This window comes from Corynebacterium guaraldiae, from assembly GCF_053480195.1.
The window spans coordinates 1-24,596 of sequence record NZ_JBRBAU010000012.1 but is presented as its reverse complement, the minus strand read 5'-3'; the positions used below and the strand labels follow the sequence as shown (position 1 = coordinate 24,596).

The 24,596-nt window shown below is 60.2% G+C and carries 24 protein-coding genes, 2 tRNA genes and 1 pseudogene; 9 read left to right on the top strand and 18 right to left on the bottom strand.

Annotated elements, in window-relative coordinates; genetic code table 11:
* Positions 1-312: 312 nt before the first annotated feature.
* Positions 313-1,302 carry a class 1b ribonucleoside-diphosphate reductase subunit beta gene (nrdF, locus tag ACUY3D_RS09920; RefSeq protein ID WP_070522424.1) on the bottom strand — a complete coding sequence of 330 codons (990 nt, stop codon included), beginning with the start codon at positions 1,300-1,302 and terminating at the stop codon, positions 313-315.
* A 183-nt stretch (positions 1,303-1,485) separates the two neighbouring features.
* On the opposite strand from nrdF, the gene ACUY3D_RS09915 reads away from it, so the two are divergent.
* A complete protein-coding gene (locus tag ACUY3D_RS09915; RefSeq protein WP_448241054.1) occupies positions 1,486-2,130 on the top strand; it encodes a FadR/GntR family transcriptional regulator in 645 nt (214 codons plus the stop codon).
* Positions 2,131-2,136: 6 nt separating this feature from the next.
* Here the strand turns inward: ACUY3D_RS09915 and nrdE are convergent, their stop codons facing one another.
* The 6 genes from nrdE to ACUY3D_RS09885 all read right to left on the bottom strand — a co-directional run bounded on the left by nrdE (position 2,137) and on the right by ACUY3D_RS09885 (position 8,039).
* A complete protein-coding gene (nrdE, locus tag ACUY3D_RS09910) occupies positions 2,137-4,299 on the bottom strand; it encodes a class 1b ribonucleoside-diphosphate reductase subunit alpha (RefSeq protein WP_070522502.1) in 2,163 nt (720 codons plus the stop codon).
* A gap of 62 nt (positions 4,300-4,361) precedes the next feature.
* On the bottom strand, positions 4,362-4,787 hold the full coding sequence (nrdI, locus tag ACUY3D_RS09905) for a class Ib ribonucleoside-diphosphate reductase assembly flavoprotein NrdI (RefSeq protein ID WP_070522431.1): 426 nt from the start codon (positions 4,785-4,787) through the stop codon (positions 4,362-4,364).
* A 9-nt stretch (positions 4,788-4,796) separates the two neighbouring features.
* The gene (nrdH, locus tag ACUY3D_RS09900; RefSeq protein ID WP_070522434.1) at positions 4,797-5,036 is read right to left on the bottom strand and encodes a glutaredoxin-like protein NrdH; all 240 of its coding nucleotides are present in this window, start codon (positions 5,034-5,036) and stop codon (positions 4,797-4,799) included.
* A 385-nt stretch (positions 5,037-5,421) separates the two neighbouring features.
* A complete protein-coding gene (locus tag ACUY3D_RS09895) occupies positions 5,422-6,315 on the bottom strand; it encodes an esterase/lipase family protein (RefSeq protein WP_070561755.1) in 894 nt (297 codons plus the stop codon).
* A gap of 149 nt (positions 6,316-6,464) precedes the next feature.
* Positions 6,465-6,587 (bottom strand): type B 50S ribosomal protein L36, encoded by a 123-nt coding sequence (gene ykgO / locus ACUY3D_RS09890; RefSeq protein WP_003847162.1) that lies wholly within the window; start codon positions 6,585-6,587, stop codon positions 6,465-6,467.
* A gap of 123 nt (positions 6,588-6,710) precedes the next feature.
* Complete coding sequence (locus tag ACUY3D_RS09885; RefSeq protein ID WP_448241022.1) at positions 6,711-8,039, bottom strand: sugar porter family MFS transporter; 1,329 nt, start codon at positions 8,037-8,039, stop codon at positions 6,711-6,713.
* Positions 8,040-8,075: 36 nt separating this feature from the next.
* On the opposite strand from ACUY3D_RS09885, the gene nadE reads away from it, so the two are divergent.
* Both nadE and ACUY3D_RS09875 read left to right on the top strand, forming a co-directional pair.
* Positions 8,076-8,891 carry an NAD(+) synthase gene (gene nadE, locus ACUY3D_RS09880; protein WP_425248906.1) on the top strand — a complete coding sequence of 272 codons (816 nt, stop codon included), beginning with the start codon at positions 8,076-8,078 and terminating at the stop codon, positions 8,889-8,891.
* A gap of 264 nt (positions 8,892-9,155) precedes the next feature.
* The gene (locus tag ACUY3D_RS09875) at positions 9,156-10,253 is read left to right on the top strand and encodes an HNH endonuclease signature motif containing protein (RefSeq protein ID WP_448241021.1); all 1,098 of its coding nucleotides are present in this window, start codon (positions 9,156-9,158) and stop codon (positions 10,251-10,253) included.
* Positions 10,254-10,599: 346 nt separating this feature from the next.
* Here ACUY3D_RS09875 and ACUY3D_RS09870 read toward each other — a convergent pair whose 3' ends face one another.
* From ACUY3D_RS09870 to pgm, 7 genes are all read right to left on the bottom strand, one after another.
* The gene (locus tag ACUY3D_RS09870; protein ID WP_284848225.1) at positions 10,600-11,322 is read right to left on the bottom strand and encodes a fructosamine kinase family protein; all 723 of its coding nucleotides are present in this window, start codon (positions 11,320-11,322) and stop codon (positions 10,600-10,602) included.
* Between the two features lie 49 nt (positions 11,323-11,371).
* Positions 11,372-11,444: transfer RNA gene (locus tag ACUY3D_RS09865), tRNA-Ala, on the bottom strand.
* 22 nt (positions 11,445-11,466) lie between these two features.
* Positions 11,467-11,539: transfer RNA gene (locus ACUY3D_RS09860), tRNA-Ala, on the bottom strand.
* A 99-nt stretch (positions 11,540-11,638) separates the two neighbouring features.
* Positions 11,639-12,391: a DsbA family protein gene (locus ACUY3D_RS09855; protein WP_070563121.1), complete on the bottom strand. Its 753-nt coding sequence runs from the start codon at positions 12,389-12,391 to the stop codon at positions 11,639-11,641.
* Between the two features lie 58 nt (positions 12,392-12,449).
* Positions 12,450-12,917, bottom strand: a complete 468-nt coding sequence (locus tag ACUY3D_RS09850) for a MauE/DoxX family redox-associated membrane protein (protein WP_070522450.1) — start codon at positions 12,915-12,917, stop codon at positions 12,450-12,452.
* A gap of 17 nt (positions 12,918-12,934) precedes the next feature.
* Positions 12,935-13,396 (bottom strand): MauE/DoxX family redox-associated membrane protein, encoded by a 462-nt coding sequence (locus ACUY3D_RS09845; RefSeq protein WP_070522452.1) that lies wholly within the window; start codon positions 13,394-13,396, stop codon positions 12,935-12,937.
* Positions 13,397-13,445: 49 nt separating this feature from the next.
* Positions 13,446-15,062 (bottom strand): phosphoglucomutase (alpha-D-glucose-1,6-bisphosphate-dependent), encoded by a 1,617-nt coding sequence (gene pgm, locus ACUY3D_RS09840; protein WP_070561761.1) that lies wholly within the window; start codon positions 15,060-15,062, stop codon positions 13,446-13,448.
* Positions 15,063-15,145: 83 nt separating this feature from the next.
* On the opposite strand from pgm, the gene ACUY3D_RS09835 reads away from it, so the two are divergent.
* Together ACUY3D_RS09835 and ACUY3D_RS09830 are read left to right on the top strand one after the other, a co-directional pair.
* A complete protein-coding gene (locus ACUY3D_RS09835; protein ID WP_070561762.1) occupies positions 15,146-15,463 on the top strand; it encodes a fluoride efflux transporter family protein in 318 nt (105 codons plus the stop codon).
* Positions 15,460-15,819, top strand: a complete 360-nt coding sequence (locus tag ACUY3D_RS09830) for a FluC/FEX family fluoride channel (protein ID WP_448241019.1) — start codon at positions 15,460-15,462, stop codon at positions 15,817-15,819. The genes ACUY3D_RS09835 and ACUY3D_RS09830 overlap by 4 nt, the downstream gene beginning before the upstream one ends.
* A 37-nt stretch (positions 15,820-15,856) precedes the next feature.
* Here ACUY3D_RS09830 and ACUY3D_RS09825 read toward each other — a convergent pair whose 3' ends face one another.
* Both ACUY3D_RS09825 and ACUY3D_RS09820 read right to left on the bottom strand, forming a co-directional pair.
* Positions 15,857-18,403, bottom strand: a complete 2,547-nt coding sequence (locus ACUY3D_RS09825; RefSeq protein WP_339016883.1) for an ABC transporter permease — start codon at positions 18,401-18,403, stop codon at positions 15,857-15,859.
* Between the two features lie 3 nt (positions 18,404-18,406).
* On the bottom strand, positions 18,407-19,147 hold the full coding sequence (locus ACUY3D_RS09820) for an ABC transporter ATP-binding protein (protein WP_070530082.1): 741 nt from the start codon (positions 19,145-19,147) through the stop codon (positions 18,407-18,409).
* 93 nt (positions 19,148-19,240) lie between these two features.
* On the opposite strand from ACUY3D_RS09820, the gene ACUY3D_RS09815 reads away from it, so the two are divergent.
* The gene (locus ACUY3D_RS09815) at positions 19,241-20,089 is read left to right on the top strand and encodes a phytoene/squalene synthase family protein (RefSeq protein WP_448241018.1); all 849 of its coding nucleotides are present in this window, start codon (positions 19,241-19,243) and stop codon (positions 20,087-20,089) included.
* A 2-nt stretch (positions 20,090-20,091) separates the two neighbouring features.
* Positions 20,092-21,606, top strand: a complete 1,515-nt coding sequence (gene crtI / locus ACUY3D_RS09810) for a phytoene desaturase family protein (protein WP_448241016.1) — start codon at positions 20,092-20,094, stop codon at positions 21,604-21,606.
* Here crtI and ACUY3D_RS09805 read toward each other — a convergent pair.
* Positions 21,603-22,505: a DUF2262 domain-containing protein gene (locus tag ACUY3D_RS09805; RefSeq protein ID WP_448241015.1), complete on the bottom strand. Its 903-nt coding sequence runs from the start codon at positions 22,503-22,505 to the stop codon at positions 21,603-21,605. The genes crtI and ACUY3D_RS09805 overlap by 4 nt on opposite strands.
* Positions 22,506-22,593: 88 nt before the next feature.
* On the opposite strand from ACUY3D_RS09805, the gene mgtE reads away from it, so the two are divergent.
* Positions 22,594-23,958 carry a magnesium transporter gene (mgtE, locus tag ACUY3D_RS09800; RefSeq protein ID WP_448241014.1) on the top strand — a complete coding sequence of 455 codons (1,365 nt, stop codon included), beginning with the start codon at positions 22,594-22,596 and terminating at the stop codon, positions 23,956-23,958.
* A gap of 126 nt (positions 23,959-24,084) precedes the next feature.
* Here the strand turns inward: mgtE and ACUY3D_RS09795 are convergent, their stop codons facing one another.
* A complete protein-coding gene (locus ACUY3D_RS09795; RefSeq protein ID WP_448241052.1) occupies positions 24,085-24,219 on the bottom strand; it encodes a CPBP family glutamic-type intramembrane protease in 135 nt (44 codons plus the stop codon).
* Between the two features lie 68 nt (positions 24,220-24,287).
* Between ACUY3D_RS09795 and ACUY3D_RS09790 the strand changes: the two are divergent.
* Positions 24,288-24,596: pseudogene (locus ACUY3D_RS09790) on the top strand (transposase); the annotation flags it as partial.

The following is a 24,596-nucleotide window of genomic DNA, read 5'->3' as shown; positions in this document are numbered from 1 at the left end:
ACCACATCGGTATCACGCGTTTTATCGCGCCACACGCCCAGTGATTAAACACCTAGGTTTACTCGCCTTATATTAGGGCACCTCAGGGCCAAATTTCCAGCGCTCTAATATTCCCCGTAGCTCTTGCTAGCCCCGTTTTATCCGGATAACCCCTTGTACGTGGCAGACCCGCTACACCATGCCTCACCAGGCGGTGATCTAGAACACAGATGGCCGAGTGTGCGGGCCCCTAAAACCCGAAAACGCACCCCCTGAAAGAATCAAACTTTCGGTTGATCGTTCTAGGAGGTGCGGCGTGGCAGTGGATGGTACTTAGAAGTCCCAGTCCTCGTCGGTGGTTTCCTCCGCCTTGCCAATCACATAGGAGGAACCGGAGCCAGAGAAGAAGTCATGGTTCTCATCCGCGTTCGGAGACAAGGAAGACAGGATGGCCGGGGACACGCGGGTTTCATCAGCCGGGAAAAGCCCCTCGAAGCCTAGGTTATTGAGCGCCTTGTTGGCGTTGTAGCGAAGGAAGCGCTTTACATCCTCGGTCCAGCCCAACTCATCGTAGAGATCCTCGGTGTAATCGATCTCGTTCTCGTAGAGTTCATAGAGCAGGTCGAAGGCGTAGCCCTTCATCTCTTCCTGCTCCGACTCCGAGAGCTTCTTGTAGCCCTGCTGGAACTTGTAGCCGATGTAATAGCCGTGAACGGCCTCATCGCGGATGATGAGGCGGATGATATCGGCCGTGTTCGTTAGCTTTGCGCGCGACGAGAAGTACATCGGCAGGAAGAAGCCTGAGTAGAAGAGGAAGGATTCCAGCAAGGTGGACGCAACCTTCTTCTTCAGCGGGTCATCGCCCTGATAGTAGGACATGACGATTTTTGCCTTGCGCTGGAGGTTTTCATTCTCTTCGGACCAGCGGAAGGCGTCGTTGATCATGGGAGTCGACGCCAACGTCATGAAGATATTGGAGTAGGACTTCGCGTGAACGGACTCCATGAAGGCGATGTTGGTGTAGACCGCCTCTTCGTGGAGAGTGGTGGCGTCGGGAAGCAGCGATACCGCACCGACGGTGCCCTGGATGGTATCGAGCAGAGTGAGACCAGCGAAGACACGCATGGTGGTCTCCTGTTCCTTCTCAGTCAGAGTTTTCCAGCTCTGGATATCGTTGGACACCGGCACCTTTTCCGGGAGCCAGAAGTTTCCGGTGAGGCGATCCCACACCTCGAGATCCTTCTCATCTGGAATTGTGTTCCAGTTAATTGCCTTCACCGGAGCCTCGTGGCTAGCGATGTAATCGTCGTACTCGTGAGACACGCACGTCACCTCGTCTTACTAGTTATTGTGAGTCTGGTGCCATCGTACCCGGTAAAACTAGGGGCCAAAATTCCTGCGTGTTTTATACTTAAGCCCTGTTCACACGCCCCCGAATGTCAATGGAGGTACCGGCTCCCCGTGACTGAACCCTCCGCTCCCCTACTCAGCACCGTTCTGGATACCATGGGCGCCGACATCGTCAGCGGCACCCTCGCCGCCGGTGAGCGTTTTACGCTCACCGATCTTTGCGCGCGCTTCGGAGTTTCTCGGACCGTAGCCCGCGAGGCAATGCGCGCCCTAGAGCACTTGGGGATGGTCTCTTCTTCGCGCCGCGTAGGTATCACTGTGCTCCCCATCAGCGAGTGGGCGGTCTATGATCCCGCCATCATTTCGTGGCGCCTGAGCTCAGAGAAATCCCGCGACAGGCAGCGCTCCTCTCTCAACGAACTGCGCCTTGCCATCGAGCCCGTCGCCGCAGGCCTCGCTGCGCTGCATGCGTCCCAGGAAGATAAGGAAGAGATCTTGGAGCTGGCCCAACGCCTCCAAGACACGCCAACGCGGCGCGTCGGTGAACACCTCGCTACCGACCTGCGTTTTCATGCCATGGTTCTCCATGCCTCGGGCAATGAGATGTTTTCAGCCCTCAGCCCTTATCTGCTGTCCATGGTGCGCGGGCGTTCACTCTTTGGCTCCCGCAAACGCAACCCCACGGCCGGCACCGCCCAGCGCCACCTGGATCTAGCGGAAGCAATCCACCGCGGCGACTCCCCCGAGGCAGAAAAAATCGCACGCGCCATCCTAATTGAGGCGCGTGCGAACAAGGACTAACAAGAACTAGAGCATGCAGGAAACGCAGCCCTCAACCTCGGTTCCCTCCAGAGCCATCTGGCGCAGGCGGATGTAGTAGAGGGTCTTAATACCCTTTCGCCATGCGTAGATCTGGGCGCGGTTGATATCGCGGGTAGTGGCGGTGTCCTTGAAGAACAGCGTCAGCGACAGACCTTGGTCAACGTACTTCGTGGCCTCGGCGTAGGTGTCGATGATCTTCTCGTAGCCGATCTCATAGGAGTCCTTGAAGTACTCCAGGTTGTCGTTGTCCATGTGCGGCGCCGGATAGTAGACGCGGCCAATCTTGCCTTCCTTGCGGATTTCAATCTTGGAGGCGATCGGGTGAATCGAGGACGTCGAGTTGTTGATGTACGAAATCGATCCGGTCGGCGGCACTGCCTGCAGGTTGCGGTTGTAGATGCCGTGCTTGGCGACGTCCGCCTTCAGCGCAGCCCACTCCTCCGCCGACGGGGTGTGAATCGAGGACTTAGCGAAGAGCTCCTTGACCTTTTCCGTGCGCGGAGCAAAGTCAGCCGGATCATAACGGTCGAAGAACTCACCGCTGGCATAGTCAGACTCGGGGAACTCGGTGAAGTACTCGCCACGCTCGCGGGCCAGCTTGTTGGATGCACGCAACGCGGCGTACATGATGGCGGCGAAGTAAGCGTTGGTGAAGTCCAAGCCTTCATCGGAGCCGTACTCAATGTGCTCGCGGCCAAGGTAACCGTGCAGGTTCATCTGCCCCAGGCCAATCGCGTGGGAATCATCGTTGCCCTTGCGCACGGAGGGAACGGAGTCGATAGAGGTCTTGTCCGACACAGCCGTCAAGCCACGGATAGCGGTTTCCACTGTCAAGGCGAAGTCCGGGGAATCCATGGTAGCCGCGATATTGAGGGAGCCAAGGTTGCAGGAAATATCGCTACCCAGGGTCTTGTAGGTGAGGTCGTCGTTGAGCTCTGACGGGGCGTTCACCTGCAGAATCTCGGAGCACAGGTTCGACATGTTGATGCGCCCAGTCTTGACCGGGTTGGCGCGGTTCACGGTGTCCTCGAACATGATGTAGGGGTAACCGGACTCGAACTGCAGCTCCGCGACGGTCTGGAAGAAGTGGCGAGCGTTGATCTTCTTCTTGCGGATACGCGGATCCTCGACCATCTCTTCGTAGTGCTCGGTGATGGAAATATCGCCGAAGGCCTTGCCGTAGACGCGCTCGACATCGTACGGGCTGAACAGGTACATGTCATCGTTACGCTTTGCCAGCTCGAAGGTGATGTCGGGGATCACGATGCCAAGCGAAAGGGTCTTGATACGGATCTTCTCGTCCGCATTCTCACGCTTGGTGTCAAGGAAGCTCATAATGTCCGGGTGGTGCGCGTTGAGGTACACCGCACCAGCGCCCTGGCGAGCGCCCAGCTGGTTGGCATAGGAGAAGGAATCCTCCAACAGCTTCATCACGGGGATGACGCCGGAAGACTGGTTCTCAATATGCTTGATGGGCGCACCGGATTCACGGATGTTGGACAGCAACAGGGCCACGCCGCCGCCGCGCTTGGACAGCTGCAGAGCGGAGTTAATAGAGCGCCCAATCGACTCCATGTTGTCCTCGATGCGCAACAGGAAGCAGGACACCAGCTCGCCACGCTGAGCCTTGCCGGCGTTAAGGAAGGTCGGGGTAGCCGGCTGGAAGCGACCGGTCATGATTTCATCCACGAGGTGTTCAGCCACCTCCGTGTCACCATCCGCCAAGAAGAGTGCGGTCATGGACACACGGTCTTCGAAGCGCTCGAGGTAGCGGCGGCCGTCGAAGGTCTTCAGGGTGTACGACGTGTAGTACTTGTAGGCGCCAAGGAAGGTCTTAAAACGGAACTTAAAGGCATAGGCGCGCTTGAACAGGGACTTGATGAAATCGAAGTCGTACTGCTCGATCAGCTCCGGCTCGTAGTACTTGTTTTCCACCAGGTAGCGCATCTTCTCTTCCAAGTCGTGGAAGTAGACAGTGTTCTGGTTGACGTGCTGGAGGAAGAATTGGTTCGCGGCCTCGCGGTCCTTGTCGAACTGAATCTTGCCGTTCTCGTCATACAAGTTCAGCAGCGCGTTAAGTGCATGATAATCCAGTTGCTCGGCCGGCTTCACAGGTTCGGCGACGGTCTTACCCAGTTGCGTGGTCACGACGTTCACGGGCCTTTCTTTGCTATGGCGAAATGGAGAGACGAAATAGTACGGATGAGGCTTTAGGCAGCCAAACCTAAAGCGGCCGCGTTGGCCAGGAGGCCTTCACGGCAAATTGTGACATCTTCCTCGGTTCCGAGAAGCTCGAAGCGATACACATAAGGAACCTTACACTTGGCGGCGATAACGTCACCCGCCTTGCCAAAGTCACTGCCGAAGTTGCTGTTTCCTCCGGCTACAACGGCGCGAATGAAGCTGCGGTTGTGTTCATCATTCAGGAAACGAATGACTTGTTTGGGTACAGGCCGCGTGTTCTGCCCGCTTACCGACGCCCCTCCCCCGTATGTCGGGCACACCAAGACATAAGGTTCATTCACGGTGAGGGGCTCGTCATTAAGGCGCAGCGGGATGCGGGCGCTGGGAAGGCCGAGCTTCTCGACGAAGCGGTGGGTGTTTTCCGTAGCGGAAGAGAAATACACGACCAACATGGCGTTAACCTAGGCGCTCGCCACCATCGCAGTGAGGGCCTTGATGCGATCCGGGCGGAAGCCGGACCAGTGCTCGCCGTGCGCTTCCACGACCGGCGCTTGGACGTATCCGAGGGCCATGACGTAGTCGCGGGCATCATCATCGAGGGAGATATCCACCAACTCGTACTCGAGACCAGCACGGTCGAGAGCCTTCTTGGTGGCGTTGCACTGGACGCAAGCGGGCTTAGTGTAGACAGTGATGCTCATGTGACGTTCCTTTGGCTTCCTTCGGCGCTACACGCGGAGTGACTGTTGAATTCGGTACTGGCAGAGCGTTCAACGGCTCTGCCTACAGGCTCTGCACAGCGATATCGGACCGCCGCTCGAGCAACATCAACGACACTATACTTTGTGCCCGCACCCCGCAACTAGCACTACATGTAGTAGTTACATGCCTGGTATTCCCAGGATGTAACTTGGCCCGACCCCACATGTTGACACCCCATCACTCCGCCCGTCCCCACGGCGGTAACTACACCGTTGATATTCCCTGCACGTTTACCGAAGATTCACTTAGTTTGTGACAAAGTCCACAAAAGGGCACGGCTCTAGGCCACGCCCTCGATACCGGCCCCTCTATTGCCAATGAAATCTAATCAAGCATTGGCTCGACACAGGTTCCAGAATCAGCCCCTTGCCCCGCCTCGCGGGTCAGACCAAAGAGCACCTGGCTCATCGTCATGGGATCCCGCGGCAGGTCCGGATGCAGCGGCTCCGCTCCGCACAGCTCCCCTAGATCGATGTTGACCACGTCGGCGCCGTCGACAGGTGTAAGCATGGAGGAAGAGTTCGGGGTCACCGTGACGTCGGCAGGCGAATAGATCGATGTATAGAGCGGCCCCGGCGCCGTATCAGGCAGCGCATTGAGGTTCTCCATGAACTCGGAGCCGACAACCTGCTGGATGCCTGCAGAGCTCGCCAAGAACCGAGCAAAGTGTGGCATCGCCGCAATCATCTTGGCCAGAACCTCGCCCATCCCGTTGAGGGTTGTGCCATGGAGGTTGCCACCAATGGCCACAGCGTGGGAAACGTGCTCAGCCGAACCGTACATCTGCGTGTAGGTCTTGATGTGCAGCCCGCCCTGCGAGTGGCCCACCAGATTAACCTTGTCGCTTCCGGTCACCTCGCGCACGTAATCAATCTGCCCTGCAATTTCGCGCGCAGACTCATCCAAGTCCGCAATCGCCTTGGCACGAGGATTCGCGTTCTGCAACGTCACGTCGTCCGCGCCGTAGTCAAAGGCCCACACGCACATCCCCTCCTCCTGCAGGACCGGGATCAGTTCGTTCCACGTCGAGGAATTGTCCGACGTGCCGTGGAGAAGCACCACCGGCTCACGCACCTCGCCGCTCGGCTCGCACGAGGGGTCATTGATTCCCAGCGAGGGATCCGCCAAGCTTTCAAACTCAAAGTCCGCAGCATGAGCTACCGGAACAGTGAACCCAACTGCAGCAGCACACACCGCCGCCACGAGACGCTTCTTCATTATTCTTCTTTCTTTCAACTATCTTCCGGGCTCCTGCCGAAGTCCGCCCGATAATTATATTCATTAAAGCGCATCTGTCCAGGCATGTGGGCATAAAAAATCCGCCCTCCCCACAAAGCGGGGAAGACGGAGACGAGGAAACTCGTTTCTTAGCCCTGGCGAGCCTTGAAGCGCGGATCCTTCTTGTTGATCACGAAGACCTTACCGTGGCGGCGAATAACCTGGGCGCCCGGCTTCTTCTTCAGCGACCGAAGCGACTTGCGAACCTTCATCGGGCGCTCCTTTCGTTATGCGCAATCTTGATGCGATTGATTAGTTCAAAGCATAGCTGGGAAGACACCCAGCAATGACACGAGGAAAAATGTTACCCCACACGCGCGTCATTACCAAAACACTCAGCTTTCGGAGTAGCGGGAGCGCAGCTGCTCGGCAACATCCTCGAGGCTCTCCCTCGCCGTTTCCGGAACGAGTGCGCGGGTATATCCCACCGCGACGAGACCTAAGACCGCGAAGATTCCGAAGGCCAGCGAGCCGCCGAGCCACTCGACCACCGGCAAGAAGAACTGCGCCACCGCCCAGTTACTCACCCACAGTGCCAGCCCAGCAATTCCCATGCCCACGCCGCGGACCTCTGGCGGCACGATTTCTGACATGAGCAACCACGTGGCCGGGGAGACTGCCGCCTGCTGAAAGGCAATGAACGCCGCCATGCACGCCAACGACAGCATGGCCAGCGGAATGGAGTCATGGGCGAAGTGATAGGCCACCGCGAGGACCACGAGTGAGACCACGTTGCCGCCTAGGCCCGCCAACAGCAGCCGGCGGCGTCCCAGCCGGTCAATCACGCGCATGCCCACGAGGCACGCTACGACGGATACCGCACCGATCACCATCGACGTATATACCGAGTTAGTAGTGGAGATACCCACCTGGTTCATCATCGTGGGCGCGAAGTACACAATGGCGTTCACACCCGTAATCTGCTGAGTCACCCCCATGAGCATGGCAAGCGCGATGGCCCAGCGCATCCAACGGTGGCGTCGCAAAGCTCGCCATTCACCCGTGCTCGGACGTGGACTAAGCTCCAACTCCGCTCCCTGCGCGCCGACCCGAGCGCTGACCGCGGCAGCTTCACGCGGTCGCCCTTGTGCCGCGAGCCATGCCGGGGTATCGGGCAGGAAGACCATGCCGAGCGCCAGCGCCGCGCCCGGGACCGCGGCCAGCCCCAGCATCCAATGCCAGCTGCCGCTTGCAGCCAATAGCGAGTTCACGCCATACGCCAGCAGCTGCCCCACGACGATCATGAGCGTATTGAGGGAGACCATCCGGCCCCGCACAGCCGCCGGGGTGATTTCGGAGATATACATCGGGGAGACGATCGACACCGCGCCCACTGCCACGCCGAGGAATGTGCGGGCGGCAGCGAGTTCATCGGCCGAGCTTGAAAGCCCGCACCACACGGAACCAGCCACGAAGATGAGCCCACCGGCGATGAGGGTGCGACGCCGCCCGATCATGCTCGCCACACGCCCAGCGACCAGCGCGCCAACTGCCGCGCCGGCCAAGAGCATCGAGGTCACCAGCCCCTCCTCATGGGCAGACATGCCGAATTCCGGTCCCACGAAGAGGAGGGCTCCGGACATCACTCCGGTGTCATATCCAAAGAGCAGGCCACCCAGGGCGGCGACGCCTGCGACCATCATGACGTACGTATCTTTGTTCACGGGTTCCTATTGTCGCAGGCGGCTACCATTGGCGTCATGTCACATGAATCCATAGACCTCCAGCACGACATCATCAAGGCCCTCGGCGTAAAACCCCGCATCGATTCAGAAGAAGAGGTTGAGCGCCGCGTCGCCTTTTTGGTGGACTACCTACGCGCAACCGGCGCGAAGGGCTTTGTCCTGGGCATCTCTGGCGGCCAGGACTCCACCCTGGCTGGGCGCTTGGCTCAGCTGGCGGTGGCCCGCGTCGACGGCGCGGACTTCTGGGCCGTGCGCCTTCCCCACGGCGTACAGGCCGACGAGGATGACGCACAGATCGCCCTCGACTTTATCGAGCCCGACCACTGCCTCACCGTCAACATCGCCGAGGCCACCGCGGCTCTCGACGGCGCCGTGGCCAACGCCCTACACCAGGACTCCCTGGGGGACTTCAATCGAGGCAACCTCAAGGCCCGCCTGCGCATGGCCGCGCAGTACGCGCTGGCCGGCGAAGTCGGCGCGCTGGTCATCGGTACAGACCACGCCGCCGAAAACGTCACCGCCTTCTTTACCAAGTGGGGCGACGGCGCTGCCGACGTCCTGCCCCTCGCCGGGCTTAACAAGCGCCAGGGTGCTCAGCTTCTGAAGCATCTCGGCGCACCAGAATCTACGTGGAAGAAGGTTCCCACCGCAGATCTAGAGGATGACCGCCCCCTACTCTCTGACGAAGAAGCGCTCGGCGTCACCTACTCCCACATCGATGACTACCTCGAGGGCAAGGACGTGCCTGCCGCCGCCCAATCGCGCATCGAGACCCTGTGGCGCCGCGGCGCCCACAAGCGCACCATGCCGCCGGGCCCTACCAGCGCCTAAGGTTCCAAGCCCCCTCCTCGCGGGGCCTTTCCTGTTCCGTTTCCGCACCCACCACGTGCGCCCGAGGCCAGCGTTTCCCCGCACGCCAGTGGCATTCTCTTCCAGGAGGTCAACTTCTCCCTTCCCATAACGCGAGTCCGTGCGCCCCAACACCTGTAGCGCACATAGTCCCACACCCATGATTGACTCTTCACTCCACCCCTGAGCTGGGCATTTCTTCGCTCCGGTTGCGGGGCCCACGGTGCTGTTTTAGTCTCTGTGCTCATGGGGGATATCGAAACCTACATCCGCCTACGCAACTCGGGGATTGCGCTGGTGGAAAACATTCCTGGCTCACCCGATGAGCTCCGCACGCTCGGCGCTTCCGCTTCCGATGCTGCCGAACTAGCACGCCTTAACCAGGTGTATTTCGGCCCCACCCGCTTTAGCGGCAAACAACGCAAAGCCCGTACCGCAGCCCTTCAACAACGCCACAGCCTCGGCACCCTCACACTGATTGAAACCTACACCGCAAAAGTCAAGAAAACCCTCGACGCCTGGAACCTCAGAATCAAACTCGCAGGAACACCCGCACACCGCATCCCCACCGTTGCTACCACACGACTGAAAGAACTACGCTCCAAACGCATAGCCAAACCAGGCGTGCGCATCACCTACCGGGAACAAGGCCCCAACACTCTCTCCATCACTGACGACGCCACCACGATTGCCAACATGCGCGGCGTCCTCGAATCAACCAACACCACCGACCTGCTTCAAGCCGCCAACGACATCTTCTTCAAAGAGGGCACCGGCTCTAAACCAGCGGTGCGTACCCAAGTCATCGTCACCCTGAACGAGTTGGACCAGATCATCAACGGCGACGGTGATGACATCGAGCTCAACCTCACCAATGGTGGGCGCATGACCGGGGCGGAATTCTTAACCCACAAGTTTGCCGAAATAGGGTATGCCACCATCGTGCACCCTCTTGAAGGACCCATCGACACCTGGCGGCTAGAGCGTGGAGCAAACTTCAAACAACGCCTTACCCTGCATGCTGAATTCCACACGTGTTCTAGACCAGGCTGCAATAAGCCGGCAGACTACTGCCAAGTCCATCATTTGGTGCCCTGGCAGGCAGGCGACTACACCAACATTAAAAACCTGACGTTTTTGTGCGCCTACCACAACGGAATAAATGATGATGACCCACAAAGACCTACCGGACGCGGCTACATGTACCGGCTTAACACCGGGGTCAGCTTCATCCCACCCTGGGGCACACCGATAACAGCAATGCCCGAATACCAAGAAGCACTAGCCAGACTCACCGCCGAACAAGCAGAACAACCACCAGAGGAACCACCCGACAGTAGTTAACACCCACAGCCACCAAACACAACACAAGCAGAAAGGAAAACGACCCACCACCAGCGACAACACCGCCAACCGAGGGAAGGTTCGCGGGCATATCGACGATCCTTCAGACAGCAGCACCCGCGAACCACAACAAGGTACGCGGGAAACTCAGTAATCCCGGACTACGGTTCACACGCCACCGGATGCAGCGGGAGTACCGGAACTCTTAAGCCTTAAAGAACGAAACCCGCCCAGCAGATGCGGGGAAGTGACAGCAAGGTCCGCGCGCCCTTAAAGGGCGGAGCACAAAAGCGCACCCAGAGCTCCTCTCCTTCAAATCCGCCAGAACCTTCGAGCGGTCACGCACTCATCGCAATGCCTCAAGGGTGGAACGCGCAGCCTGCTCAAGCGGAGCGTAGTAGGCCGGACCATGCGTCATCGCGTGAACTGCAAGTGGGTGCAATTGATGCATAGGCACCCACTTCTCGTATTCCTTGGGCGCCCCGTACCCGCGGAGGATTTCCTCGTAGAACGGCGTGCCAAAGAGCTCGAGCATGGCTAGGTCCGTCCACGGGTGCCCGCCGTGCGCGGCAGGGTCGATCATCACGGCCGAATCGGCAGTAAAAAGCACGTTGCCTGCCCACAGGTCGCCATGAATTCGCGCCGGTTTCACGTCCCAGTCAGCAGTTTTTATGGCCTCGCATGCTTGCCGAACAATCCCCTGCAGCCCCTGAGGCAGTCCTCCCACGAAAGGCAGCACTCGCTGCTCAACGTAGAACTCGCCCCAGGCTTCACACGGTTCGCAGGGTTGCTCCACGCGCCCAATGAAGTTCGCACCCTCCCAGCCCGCTGGCGGGGCGCCGAAGGCGGGCGCTCCCGCTTCATGGACCGTGCGCAGCGCAGCGCCAAAGGCGCGGGCAGCAGGGACGCTCGGCCGCGCCTGCTCCACCCGCCGCGTGCTAAGAGAAGTAGAGGTGACTTCGGTGACGTCCACGACGACGGCGGCAAGCGCCTGCGCCAGCCATCTCAACCCAGCAGCCTCGGCGCCAGCTTGATCAGAACGGGACACGGTCTTGGTGAATACATCCATGGCCCCAGCATAGAAAAAGGCCGCCCCCATTCAAGGAGACGGCCGAAAGTGGAGCTAACGGGATTCGAACCCGTGACCCCCACACTGCCAGTGTGGTGCGCTACCAACTGCGCCATAGCCCCAAAGCTGTATTGAATTATGAAGTGGAGCTAACGGGATTCGAACCCGTGACCCCCACACTGCCAGTGTGGTGCGCTACCAACTGCGCCATAGCCCCTCACACGAGGTGCAACCTTTGTGATTGCAACTCGTATCAATATATCGCCTCCGTTTTCACTCACCAAATCGCGAGTTTAGGTGCGGTATTTGCACGCCCCTACTTAGCTGCGACGAGGTCGACCCACTCCATGATGGAGGTCTTGTCATCCTCCGGAATGTCCTTGCCGTCCTTGATGATGCGCGGCGAGGACACGCTGCCGGTGTCGGCTTCCAGCTTCTCGTAGTTCGCGGTTACTAGGGCGTTGCCCTTGCCCACCGGTGCATCCTCGATGGCTTTGACGGTGTCCTTATCCGCGCCCAAGGACTTAGCGGCCTGCGCGAAGTCCTTCATCTCCCACTTGTTGTACACCTTGGACTGCTCATCCATGAGGTACTTACGCAGGTTCCAGTAGAGCTGTACGTCACCGGACTTGGCTACCTGCTCCATCGCAGCCGCGGCCTTGGAGGAGTGTCCCTCGTTGGACTTGATGCTCTCGATGCCATTCGGGCTGCCATCCAGGAAGTTGAGGGTGCGCACCTTAACAATGAGCTTGCCCTGCTCAATCTTTTCCTTCATCTGATCATCGGTCTGCTTGGCCAGATCAGAGCAGTGAGGGCAAGAGTAGTCCTCGTACAGCTCGACCTCCGGCGCATCCTTGACGTCGGCAGCCTTGAGGGTCACGGCGTTATCAGCAAAGGACATCTCCATATTGACGTCCTGCTTGGTGTAGCCTTCCAAGCCCTCAACGCTGGCACCACGGTTTTGGTAGAAGATAAAGCCGAGTACGACGGCAATAATCACCAGCAGAACACCGATGCCCCACAGGAATCCGCTGTTGTTATTGGCGGTGGGGTCTTTAACTGTACTCATTGAGAAACCTTGTCTTGTATGACGTAAATGGAACGAACCGAAATCCTACACACCGCTGTTAAGGGTGCAATGCAAACTTGGTGAAGGGACGCTTGATTGTCCACACCATTAACACAGAATAGAAGACATCACGCAGCAGTGTCATCATGTAGTTCATCACCTGCGCGTCTTCATCAGGGCTAACGGAGAAACAACCGCAGTCAATCCCGAGCCCTCGCATCCACGCTTGCGCAATGCCAATCATGAATAGAACGAGGACAATCTGTCCCACCCATGCCGATTGGCGCAGGAACAGCCCCAGCAGCAGCAACAGGCCGCCGCACACTTCCAACGGGCCAATCAGGTAGGACAAATACTGAGACCACTCTGGTGTAAAGATCTCATAGGCCTTGATGCTTTGGGACACTGCGAGCTGATCCGACAGCTTCGACGCTCCCGCTTTGATCCACACATAGGCCATATAAAAGCGCGCGAATGCACTAATGACGTCAAGCACAAGGGCGGCGCTGATTTTGTCTTTGATCACGAGCACAGTCTAACAAGTTAGGGGTGGAGAGCGTAACGGCGATACGGGCGCCAGATTGTCCAAAGGGTGAGGACCAAGAAGGTTGCATCACGCAGCAGCGTCAGCGCGTAGTTCATGCCTTGGCTCACGTCGGCGGGGTCATAGCCGAAACAACCGCAATCGATCACCAGCCCACGCGCCCATGCCTGGGAGATTCCCACCATGAAGAGGACTAAGACCACCGCCGCGACTGCCGACGCCTCCCTCAAGAACAACCCCAGCAGCAACAGCACCCCACCCATGAGTTCCAAGGGGCCGATGAGGTAGGCCAAGTATCCGGACCATTCCGGGGTGAAGATGCCGTAGGCCTCGATGGCCTGGGTCATCTCCATCCTGGCGTCCAGCTTCTGAATGCCGGCGATAATCCACACGGCAGCCATTCCAAAACGCACCAGCGCGCTCATCAGATCGGCGGCCGACATGGATTTTGCGGATGTCATAATTCATTAGCCTAGTCTCGGGCCCAGACTTCAGCCCTGGCCTTCAGTCCTAGCCTTCGAGAACCTGCGACACCAGCGCCTGCGCCTCTTCCTGCACCTGTTTGAGGTGTTCTTCGCCACGGAAGCTCTCGGCATAGATCTTGTACTTGTCCTCCGTGCCGGAAGGGCGGGCAGCGAACCACGCGTTCTCCGTCGCCACCTTCAGGCCGCCAATCGCTGCGCCGTTGCCGGGGGCCTCGGTGAGTTTGGCCACGATCTTCTCCCCAGCCAGCTCAGTCGCCGTCACCTGCTCCGGGGAGAGCTTCTTCAGGATGGCCTTCTGCTCGCGGGTAGCTGGGGCGTCGGTCCGCGCATAAGCTGGCGCACCGTATTCTTCGGCCAGCTCCGCATAGCGTTGAGACGGGGTCTTGCCCGTGACCGCCAGGATCTCGGCAGCCAAGAGATCCATGATGATGCCATCCTTATCGGTGGACCACACGGTCCCATCGAAGCGCAGGAAGGAAGCACCAGCAGATTCCTCACCGCCGAAGCCCAGGGTGCCGCCGACAAGCCCCGGCACAAACCACTTGAAGCCCACCGGGACCTCCACGAGCTCACGGCCCAGGCTGGCCACGACGCGATCGATCATGGAGGAAGACACCAAGGTCTTGCCTACCCCGGCTTCACCCCACTCGGGGCGGTGGCTAAACAGGTACTCGATGGCCACCGCTAGGTAGTGGTTCGGGTTCATCAGACCCGCATCCGGGGTGACGATGCCGTGGCGATCGGAATCCGCGTCGTTGCCCGTGGCCAAGTCGTACTTGGAGCGGTTCTGAACCAACGAAGCCATGGCGTCCGGGGAGGAGCAGTCCATGCGGATCTTGCCGTCAGTATCCAGAGTCATGAAGCGGAAGGTGCCGTCTACCTCTGGGTTCACCACCGTCATGTTGAGCCCGTAGTGCTCGGCGATGGCCGCCCAGTAGTCCACCGAGGCGCCGCCCATCGGGTCCGCGCCGATGCGCACACCGGCCTCTTTAATGGCCGCCATGTCCACAACGTTGGCTAGGTCAGCCACGTAGGAGTCGAGGTAGTTGTGCTTCACGCAGCGCTCATCGAGCACGCCGTCAACCGCCACGCGCTTGACGCCATCGAGCCCGGCGCGCAGATAGTCGTTGGCCTTGGCTGCGATCCAGTCGGTGGCATCCGTGTCTGCTGGGCCGCCCGTCGGCGGGTTGTACTTGAAGCCGCCATCGCGCGGCGGATTGTGGGAGGGAGTGATCACGATGCCATCGGTGCCCGGGTTGGTCAGGATGGCGTGGGAGACGGCCGGGGTCGGGGTGTAGCGTCCGCGGTCATCCACGCGAACCTCCAGCCCATTGGCAAGGAGAACCTCAAGGGCGGAGACCATGGCGGGCTCGGACAAAGCGTGGGTATCGCGGCCGATGAAAATGGCGCCCGTGGTCCCCTGCTCAGCGCGGTAGTCCACGATGGCCTGGGTAATCGCCAAGATGTGAGCCTCGTTGAAGGCGGTGTCCAAGGCGGAGCCGCGGTGCCCTGAGGTGCCGAAGGCGACCTGCTGGTCGGGGTTATCTGCATCGGGGGTGCGGGTGTAATACGCGGTGACTAGTTCTGCGATATCGATGAGATCGGAAGGCTGGGCTAGCTGGCCGGCGCGCTCGTGTGCCATGGTGGGTTCCTCCTTGGAGACGTGGATACACCCTAAGCTTGCCTGCTTCACGCTGGTTTCGCATCCCAATTAGGATGGTGCCTATGCCACAGATCCTTCTTGTGGGCTGCGGGACCGCGCTCGGGGCGCTGACTCGTTTCGGCCTTACTTCACTTCTCGGGGGTGGCGCGCTGCCGCTGCTGCTCATCAATGTTGTAGGCAGCACTGTCATGGGCTATGCCAAACCCCCGGCGTTCTGGGGCACAGGATTTCTGGGCGGCTTCACCAGCTTTGCCGCCTTTGCCTACCTCACCTCGGGCTTTAGCCCGGCGCGGGCGGGAGCGTACGTCCTGGCGACGATCATTGGCTGCACCGCGGCATACCTAATAGGTGACCTCATTGCTTCCCGGGGCCGCGCATGATCCTCTCCATCTTGGCGGTCCTCGCCGGCGGCTTTATGGGCGGCTGCGGGCGCTACTTGCTCACCCGTGTGCTCCCCTCCCCCACGTGTACCTTTGCCGCCAACCTCGTCGGCGCAGCGGTGGCCGGTGTGGCCTATGGCTATGCCACGCATGCACACGCCCCCGAGTATTTCCTCCCCCTGCTGGCGGCCGGACTCGCCGGCGGGCTATCCACGTGGTCCACGATGGCCAAGGAACTCGGTGAAATGATAAAGGCCAAGCGTTGGTGGTGCTTGGCACGTTATCTCTTCTGGACCATCGGCCTAGGAATCATCGTGGCCTGGCGCGGGGCGTGGGTCGGCTCGCTGCTGGCCTAACCCGCCTCCCACGCCCCTTGTGCAGCCGCAGGCTGTGTTAGTCGGCGATGGCGTCCAACGGCGGGGTCTTCGCCGCGCGCTGCGCCGGCCACAGGGCCGCCAGCACGCCGACGATTCCCGAGCCCACGAACATGACCGCGAGCATCATCCACGGCACCGTCGCGGAATCGAGGCCTTCGTCGGAAAGCACGGAGATGAAGGACCACCCCATCCCCAATCCCATGAGGATGCCCATGAGCGCGCCGAAGAGGGCGATCTGTACCGATTCCACCGTGATCATTGTGCGAATCTGGCGGCGTTGAGTACCCACCGCGCGCAGCATACCGATCTCTTGTCGGCGTTCAATCACGCCGAGGGTGAGGGTATTGACAATGCCCAGGACAGCGATGACCACGGCCAAAGCCAGCAGCGCGTAGAGAATCGTGAGCATCTGGTCAATCATTCCGGCGGCCTCGCCAGCATATTCCTCGCTGGTGCGCACCTGTACCACAACGAGGTCCTTGACGGACTTCTCCAGGTTGGCGCGCAGCTTCTCCTTGTCATAGCCTTCTTCCGCATTGACGGAAACCACCGTGACGTCGAGGCTGTTGGGGTCGATGACCTCTTCTACCGCGGATTGGGACACGGCCAGGCCCGGAAGCATCTGGAAAGGTTCATAGGTGCCGAGGAGTTTTACCTGCGCAGTGCGGGATGGATCCGGCCCCGCCAACTCATAGGACTGGCCGACCTCCCAGCCTTGCTTCTCAGCCAAGACAGAGTCGGCGATGAAGCCCGGTTCCTCACCCGTATTCAATGCACCGTCGACCAGAGTGAGGTTGAGCATGTCATCGGCGTTGCCATCGATGACCTGGCTGATCATCATTTCCGGACCATAATTCATCGAGGCCTGACCATCCACCTGCAGGGGTGCTGTGCTCATCGCCACGAGCTGTCCGACGCCCTCGGTATCGCGGGCGCGCTGCACCGTCTCGTTCGGCGTCGGGAAGTTTCCAGACGTCGGCCCGGACAGCAAGAAGTCCGCGCGGGCGTCCTGCTCGACGGCGTCGGCCACCGAGGCCTTCATCGTCGCACCCAACATGCCGATCGATGTCACCAGCGCCACGCCCAGCATGAGAGCGAAAGCAGTCGCCGCGGTACGGCGCGGGTTGCGCGCCGAGTTCGTCGATGCCAGCTTGCCGACCGCGCCAAAGGGCGCGCCAACCACGCGGCCGATCGCCGGAACGATAGGCAAGGAGATGGCCGGTCCCGCAAGGAAGAAGCCGAGGATGAGGTTGAGCGAGCCGAGGCCCACGAGTGTGGCGCGGATGCCCGTGGAGGCGTCGACAAGCACGCCCACGAGCGCAAAAATAATGCCGACGACGAGCAGCAGCCCGCCCAGCACGCTGCGCACCAGCAGCGAAGCGCCCGCCGCGGACTCGGTGGTGCGCATGGCTTCCACGGGCTTGACCGCGCCTGCCCGGCGCGCCGGTGCCCACGCGGAAACGATGGTGACCAATGCGCCCAGAATCAACGGCACAAGCACAGCGCTCAAGCTCAGGCCCAGGCCGCCGCCCATGGGCATGCCCTTGGCTTCGAAGACGGCCTTAATGATCGCCACCAGGCCCATGCCCGCTGCCACGCCCACGGCAGAGCCCACGAGGCCCACGATGAAGGCCTCCGTCACCACCGAGCGCGTAATCTGGCCGCGGGATGCACCGAGTGCGCGCAGCAGCGCGAACTCCTTGGTGCGCTGAGCCACGATCATGGAGAACGTGTTCGCGATGATGAACGTGCCCACCAGCAGCGCGATGAGGCCGAAGGCGATGAGGAAGTAGTTGACGAATTTCAGGGCAGAGGAAATCTGATCCGAAATCTCATCGGCCAGCTTCTGGCCAGATTCCGCCTTAACCTCGAAGGTCTCGTTGAGGTGATCCACGAGCTCATCGGCGCTCACTCCCTCGGCCGCAGCGACCTTCAGCTGTTCGGAATTGCCGTATCGCTCGACGAAGGCCTCGTGGTCCATGAGCAGCGTCAGGCTAGGGCCTTGGTCCACCACAGGCTTGACGACGCCCACGACCTTCACCTCATCACGCTGGTCCGGGTGGACCACGAGGAGGCTGTCGCCGATCTTGATGTCGAACTCTTCCGCAGCCGAGTCGTTGATGAGAACCTCGCCGGTCCCGTGAGGCGCGGAGCCGTCGACAAGCGTGGCGGGCTCACCGACGGACTGGTCCTCCGGGTAGTAGGGCTGCACGCTGGAGGTGCCGCCACCGGTTTGAAAAGCCTCGGCATCCTTGTTGGCAACCACGACGGTCTGGCTGCTTTGCATGTTGACCGCGCGCACGTCGGGGTCGGCGGCGATGTCATCGCGCATTTTCTGGTCGAGGTTTGGGCCGCCTTCCTTCTGGCTTACGGCCGCATCCACACCGGTAAATGCCGTGGATACCGCAGAGTCGAAGGTGTTCGACAAAGATTTGGTGAACATAAAGGACCCCGAGATGAAGGCGGTGCCGAGCACCACCGCCAGCAGGGTCAAGGCAAGGCGCAGCTTGTGCGCGAGAATATTGCGCACGGACACCGTGCGCATGGTGTTCTTTGTGGCCATGCTCTAGCCCTCGATTTCTGCCATCACGGCGTGGATGGACTCCATGGTCGGGTTGTTCAGCTCGTTGACCAGGCGACCATCAGCAAGGAAGACCACGCGGTCTGCGTAGGATGCGGCCTTCGCATCGTGCGTCACGATGACGACGGTCTGGCCGTCCTGATCCACTGCGGTGCGCAAAATATCGAGCACCTCGGCGGAAGAGTTGGAGTCCAGGTTGCCGGTCGGTTCATCGCCAAAGATGATTTCCGGGCGCGAAACCAGAGCGCGCGCACAAGCCACGCGCTGCTGCTGGCCACCGGAGAGCTCTGATGGGCGGTGGTTCAAGCGGTTGGACAGGCCCAGACGGGAAGTGACCTCATCGAACCATTCCTTATCTACCTTGTTGCCAGCGATATCGGTGGGCAGCGTGATGTTCTCTGCCGCGGTCAGCGTGGGCACCAGGTTGAAGGACTGGAAGATGAAGCCCAAGCGGTCGCGGCGCAGGGCGGTAATATCCTTGTCGCTGAGCTGCGACATGTCGGTGTCACCGATGAAGGCCGAGCCGGACGTCGCCGAATCGAGCCCCGCCATGGTGTGCATGAGCGTGGACTTGCCGGATCCCGAAGGGCCCATGATGGCGGTAAAGGTATTGCGCGCGAACTCAACGTCGACGTGGTCCAACGCGGTAACTGCGGTATCTCCCTGACCGTATTGTTTGAACAGGTCGACGGCACGAGCCGCAGCAGTCATCGTTGGGGTTGTCATGGACGTGTTCTCCTTATAGATGGGGAAAGTAACGTCCCTACCCTATCCTGCCCTGGGTAAGTTATGTGACGCGTGTGGTCTAAAATATGCTCCATGCGCGCATCTCTTTCCGCTCTGGAACATTACGACCGCTGTGCCGAAGCCGCCGCGGCTCAAATCATGCGCCACTACTCCACCAGTTTTTCCCTGGCCACGCGGCTTCTTTCCCCCAGGGTCCGGGTGGACATCCGAAATTTATACGCCATGGTGCGCACCGCCGATGAAATCGTCGACGCCGGGCTCGATCCCCAGGACGCCGCCGTGCTTCTCGACGCCTACGAGGCCACCGTCCGCGCCGCCCCGTCCCAGCGTTTTCACGCTGATCCGATCGTGCATGCCTTTGCGCTTTCCGCGCGGCGTTGCGGGTTCAGCGATGAGCACGTTGCACAGTTCTTTTCCTCCATGCGTTGCGATCTGACGCACCACACGCACACCCACGACTCCTTCGAGGATTACGTCTGCGGCTCCGCGGAGGTCATTGGGCTCTTGTGCCTGGACGCCTTCTACGCCGGCGGGCCCCGCCCGTCCGGCATCGAGGAAGGCGCGCGGCGCCTGGGCGCGGCCTTTCAGAAGATCAATTTCTTGCGCGACCTGCGCGAGGATTCCGCAGAGCTGGGCCGCTCCTATTTCCCGAACCTGCCGGACCCGGCTAGCTTGGATGAGGAGCGGAAAACGGCAATCATCGCTGATATTCGGCGCGACCTGGCTGTAGCGCGCGGCGCGATGGAGAAGTTGCCGCGCGGTTCGCGGGTGGGCGTGGCAGTCGCGACGGCCCTGTTTACCGAGCTCACCGACCAGCTCGCGGCCACCCCAGCCGCCGATATTCTCACGACACGGGTCTCCGTCTCGCCAGCGCGCAAGGCTTTCTTGGTGAGCCGGGCAGCGACAGCGGCGGTGAAGTAGCTATGAGCAAGCGGGTTGTCGTCATCGGTGCGGGCATCGCTGGCCTGGCCAGCGCGGCCCTGTTGCTGCGTGAGGGCTGGGAGGTGGTGGTCGTCGAGAAGCAGCACAGCGTCGGCGGGCGCGCGGGCGAACTGGAGGTCGACGGTTTCCGCTTCGATACTGGCCCGTCCTGGTACCTGATGCCCGAAGCATTCGATGAATTTTTCAAGGCCTGCGGGACGAGCACCGAGCACGAACTGGAGCTTGTCGACCTCTCCCCCGCGTATCGCGTCTACAACGACGACGGCGCCTTCCTCGACATTCACAGCGGCGTGGACAATGTTGTTCGGCTTTTTGACTCCATCGAGCCAGGCTCAGGCGAGCGCGTGCGCGCCTACTTAGCGCGCTCCTCTGATATCTATGCTGTGGCGCTAAGCAGCTTTTTGTACACCACGTTTTCCCACCCCACGCAGCTTTTAACCCGGGACGTGCTCACGCGGCTGGGTACGCTGGCGCTACTTCTCACTCGGTCCTTGGACCGGCTGGTGGCAGCACAGTTTCAGGACTACCGCCTGCGCCAGGTGCTGACCTACCCGGCGGTGTTTTTGTCCACGGAGCCAACAGCTGCACCGGCGCTGTACTCCTTGATGAGCCACACCGATTTGGTCGAAGGCGTGCGCTACCCGCAAGGTGGTTTCGCCGCGGTGGTCGCGGCGATTGCGCGCCAGGCACAAGGCGCCACCTTCCTCATGGATACGGCGGTGACGGCGATTGAGTGCGCAGAAGGTCGTGCGACTGGCGTGCAGCTGGACGACGGCCGCGTCATCTCCGCCGAGGCCGTCGTGTCCGCGGCGGACCTGCGCCATACTGAGACTGCTCTGCTGCCTCAGTCAGCGCGGACATATCCCGAGAGCTATTTCGCGCGACGCGACCCGGGCCTCGGCACGGTGTTGGTCTTCCTCGGCGTGCGGGGCGCGCTGCCGGAGCTGGCCCACCACACCCTTCTTTTCAGCAAGGACTGGGAGCCCGATTTCCGGGCGGTGTATCACGCTCCGGAGGCTTCGCGCCCGCTGGGGGCGTCCAAGTCCATCTACGTGTCGAAGACCTCCGCGACGGATCCTGCCGTAGCGCCGGAGGGCTGCGAGAATCTCTTTGTGCTGGTCCCCGTGCCGGCGGAGGAAAACTTCGGCGCGGGTAACGCCTATGGTGAAGAAGAATCGCCCCGCGTTGGCGCAATTGCCGATGCCGCGATTCACCAACTCGGCACGTGGCTTGGCATTCCAGACTTTGCTGAGCGCATCGTGGTGCGCCGGACGGTCGGCCCCTCTGATTTTGCGCGGCGCTACAACTCCTGGGCTGGTGGCGCGGTGGGACCCGCGCATACGTTGCGGCAATCCGCCTTCTTCCGCGGGCGCAATGCCTCGCGAAAACTCAAGAACCTGTACTACGCGGGCGGTACTACCGTACCGGGTGTTGGTGTACCGATGTGCCTCATTTCCGCGCACAATGTCATCACGCGGATGCGCGAACAGCACTAAGCGTCGAGCTCAAGGGTCGCGGGTGCACCGCTGCGTTTTGCCTTCACCGTTACGGCGTGCCCACCAAAAAGATAGCCATCATCGAATTCCACGCTGAGGTGTCCGCGTTGGGGGACCTCAACGGCAACGGGCGTGAGTTTGGCGTATACGTCGCCAGCCGTGAGCTCAGGTGCCGGGACATTTGCGCCCTCGGACAGGGCGACGTCATGACGCCAGCGGTTCGCAGCTCGAAGAGCTCTTTTGGCGGCAAAGCGCCGGGCCTCATCGATGAACTCGGCGCTGAGGACCTTATTGATAACGGTGAGGGGTGCCTTGAATTTACGCCCAAGCTTCGTGCTCTCCGCGAGAAGAAGCTCCTCCCCTTCGTACCAGATGCTGAAATCAACTCCGAGCTCTTCTGCCCTACCGTCGAACGTGTTCGTACTGCGATCGAGCACCAACGGACCGAACTTGGAATCAAGCTCTACCGGAACGTCAATCCGAGCGAGGAGCTGCTCCATTGCCTCGTCTTCCGCATCTGGGAGGATCTCCCAGATATCGACGTAGTGTTCTTTTCTTCTTTGGTTGAAGTGGTGGCTACCCCGAGCATGAATCACTGTGTAAGGCTCAAGCTCTGTAACTTCGCGCGGATCCCACAGCGTCTTTCCCGCGACAGTCTGGAAGAGCTGCGGATAGCGCACGCCGACGTCACCAGTAATCAGCTCGCCCCCGGGCAACATCTTTAAGGCGACTCCAGGCATCCTCATGAGCTGAATATGCGTCTTGTCCTCAGCGTAGGGATCATCGCTCACCCACTTCTTCGGCACATCTGCCACAACGAAGAGGAACTCTGCCTCCTCGCAGCGCAAGATAGAGCTGACGACGTCATTGTCCGAGAATTCACGGTAAAGGGAAAGCATGCCGCAATCGTACATACGTGAAAAGGCTACGCAGCGCTCCATGGCGTAGTCTGAGGAGGTTGACGTCGAGTGGAAGGGCGAAAAGCCGATGGCAGAAACGATTGAGCAGGCCACCGAAATTGTTGAGGAGTGGCTCAAGCAAGAAGACGCCATCGACCCCCAAAAGGCTCCTCGGCTCCAAGAGCTCTTAGCTCGCGTTCCGCGTCAAGAGCTCATCGCGATTGTGGAGCGCCAGAATGCTCTCCGCGCCGCATTGGCGTTAAGGCTGCTGCCGCGTGAAAAATCTATCGCGGTCTTCGATGCGCTTGATGCCAAACACCAAGCGGACATCATTGACGAATTGGGCAATGCCGATGTCTACGAATTCTTCGACGAGCTGGATCCCGAAGACCGCGTGGCGCTGTTGGACGAGCTTCCTGCGGAAATTGCGGATCGCCTCCTCCGTTCGCTGACTCAGACTCAGCGCGATGTGACCGGAGTGATTCTTGGTTACACGAAGGGATCCGTCGGCCGCCGTATGTCGCCGGAGGTGCCCAATATCCACCCGGAAATGAGCATGGAAGATGCCCTGCGCACCCTCCGCGACAACGCCGATGAGCTGGAAACCATCTATACCGTTCCTGTAACACGGAAGGACCGGCGTCTGGTGGGTGTCGTCAGCCTGCGCGAGCTCTTCACGGCTGAACGCGGCATTCTCATTGAGGACATCATGAACGAGCCGGTGTATGCATACGCGACTGCCGACGCCGAAGAGACCGTCCGCTGGTTCTTGCCCCTCGACATGCTGGCGCTGCCGATTGTGGATGATTCGCACCGCCTCGTTGGCCTTCTTACCTGGGACGATGCCACCGACATTATGGAGGAAGCGGACAGCGAGGACTCGGCTCGTTCCGGTGGTACGGAAGCGCTCCAGCAGCCGTACTTGTCGACGCCCCTTCTCAAGCTCGTCCGCTCCCGCATTCTCTGGCTGCTCGTTCTCGCCGTATCGGCTCTGTTGACCGTGCGGGTTCTCGATTCCTTCGAGGACACCTTGGCCAAGGCAGTTGTACTGTCTCTGTTCATCCCTCTGCTCACCGGCACGGGCGGCAATACAGGAAACCAGGCAGCTACTACTGTGACCCGCGCGCTCGCGCTTGGCGACGTCCGCACGCGCGACCTCTTGGCAGTCATGTGGCGGGAATTGCGCGTCGGAATGTTGCTCGGCGCCGTACTGGGGCTGGCCGGTCTTATCTTGGCGACGGTCATCTATGGCCTCGATATCGGCCTCGTCATCGGCTCCACCCTGTTTCTCATTTGTTCGATGTCCGCGACTGTTGGCGGTCTCATGCCCATTGTGGCTAAAACAGTTGGCGCGGACCCTGCGGTCTTCTCCAACCCATTCATCTCCACCTTCTGTGATGCAACGGGTTTGATCGTCTACTTCTTCATTGCAAAGACCGTCTTAGGAATCTAACTGGATACAGAAGAGTGTCCGCCAGGCCGTACAACGCCTGCTATATGACGAATAGGCCCGCGCCCCAATCCTTGGTGCGAATTGACAGCCACTAACCGCCCTGAGCGCCCGCGCACGATCCTTCGCTTATCCCGCAAGCAGTCCAATTGCAAGGTTAATAGCGGCGTGTAATACCGCGCATTCAATGACGCTTCCCGAGCGGTGTCGCACCACTCCCAGGATCCACCCGCAGAGAAACTGAACCGGAAGTATGGGCCACAACTGCGCATCGAAGCTCAACTGAAGCGTCCTGGGTTTAGTTCCTACCTCAGCTAAGGAAGGATTGAACTATGCCTAGAAAGTATTCCGTTGAGTTCAAGGAGAAGGCGGTCCATCAGATCATCGAAATGGTCCGCCTGGAGTCCTGCTCACTGCAACGTGCCTACACGGAGGTCGGTGAGCTGCTTGGAGTGTCTCACCATACGTTGCGGGCTTGGTACCGTGACAGCGCTTCAGTACGTGATGACTCTGGCGCTTCAGGTGGCGAAACGATGGAAGAAGAGCTCAAGCGTTTGCGCCGCGAAAACCGTGAGCTGAAGCGAGCAAACGGGATTCTTAAGACTGCTTCGGCTTTTTTCGCAGCGGAACTCGACCGACCC

Bases quoted from the DNA above. Each gene is read 5' to 3' on its own strand.
- ACUY3D_RS09915 (WP_448241054.1), top strand. From the start codon at position 1,486: ATGGGCGCCGACATCGTCAGCGGCACCCTCGCCGCCGGTGAGCGTTTT.
- nrdI (WP_070522431.1), bottom strand. From the start codon at position 4,787: ATGTTGGTCGTGTATTTCTCTTCCGCTACGGAAAACACCCACCGCTTC.
- nrdH (WP_070522434.1), bottom strand. From the start codon at position 5,036: ATGAGCATCACTGTCTACACTAAGCCCGCTTGCGTCCAGTGCAACGCC.
- ACUY3D_RS09895 (WP_070561755.1), bottom strand. From the start codon at position 6,315: ATGAAGAAGCGTCTCGTGGCGGCGGTGTGTGCTGCTGCAGTTGGGTTC.
- ykgO (WP_003847162.1), bottom strand. From the start codon at position 6,587: ATGAAGGTTCGCAAGTCGCTTCGGTCGCTGAAGAAGAAGCCGGGCGCC.
- nadE (WP_425248906.1), top strand. From the start codon at position 8,076: ATGTCACATGAATCCATAGACCTCCAGCACGACATCATCAAGGCCCTC.
- ACUY3D_RS09875 (WP_448241021.1), top strand. From the start codon at position 9,156: ATGGGGGATATCGAAACCTACATCCGCCTACGCAACTCGGGGATTGCG.
- ACUY3D_RS09870 (WP_284848225.1), bottom strand. From the start codon at position 11,322: ATGGATGTATTCACCAAGACCGTGTCCCGTTCTGATCAAGCTGGCGCC.
- ACUY3D_RS09855 (WP_070563121.1), bottom strand. From the start codon at position 12,391: ATGAGTACAGTTAAAGACCCCACCGCCAATAACAACAGCGGATTCCTG.
- ACUY3D_RS09845 (WP_070522452.1), bottom strand. From the start codon at position 13,396: ATGACATCCGCAAAATCCATGTCGGCCGCCGATCTGATGAGCGCGCTG.
- pgm (WP_070561761.1), bottom strand. From the start codon at position 15,062: ATGGCACACGAGCGCGCCGGCCAGCTAGCCCAGCCTTCCGATCTCATC.
- ACUY3D_RS09835 (WP_070561762.1), top strand. From the start codon at position 15,146: ATGCCACAGATCCTTCTTGTGGGCTGCGGGACCGCGCTCGGGGCGCTG.
- ACUY3D_RS09830 (WP_448241019.1), top strand. From the start codon at position 15,460: ATGATCCTCTCCATCTTGGCGGTCCTCGCCGGCGGCTTTATGGGCGGC.
- ACUY3D_RS09825 (WP_339016883.1), bottom strand. From the start codon at position 18,403: ATGGCCACAAAGAACACCATGCGCACGGTGTCCGTGCGCAATATTCTC.
- ACUY3D_RS09820 (WP_070530082.1), bottom strand. From the start codon at position 19,147: ATGACAACCCCAACGATGACTGCTGCGGCTCGTGCCGTCGACCTGTTC.
- ACUY3D_RS09815 (WP_448241018.1), top strand. From the start codon at position 19,241: ATGCGCGCATCTCTTTCCGCTCTGGAACATTACGACCGCTGTGCCGAA.
- crtI (WP_448241016.1), top strand. From the start codon at position 20,092: ATGAGCAAGCGGGTTGTCGTCATCGGTGCGGGCATCGCTGGCCTGGCC.
- ACUY3D_RS09805 (WP_448241015.1), bottom strand. From the start codon at position 22,505: ATGCTTTCCCTTTACCGTGAATTCTCGGACAATGACGTCGTCAGCTCT.
- mgtE (WP_448241014.1), top strand. From the start codon at position 22,594: ATGGCAGAAACGATTGAGCAGGCCACCGAAATTGTTGAGGAGTGGCTC.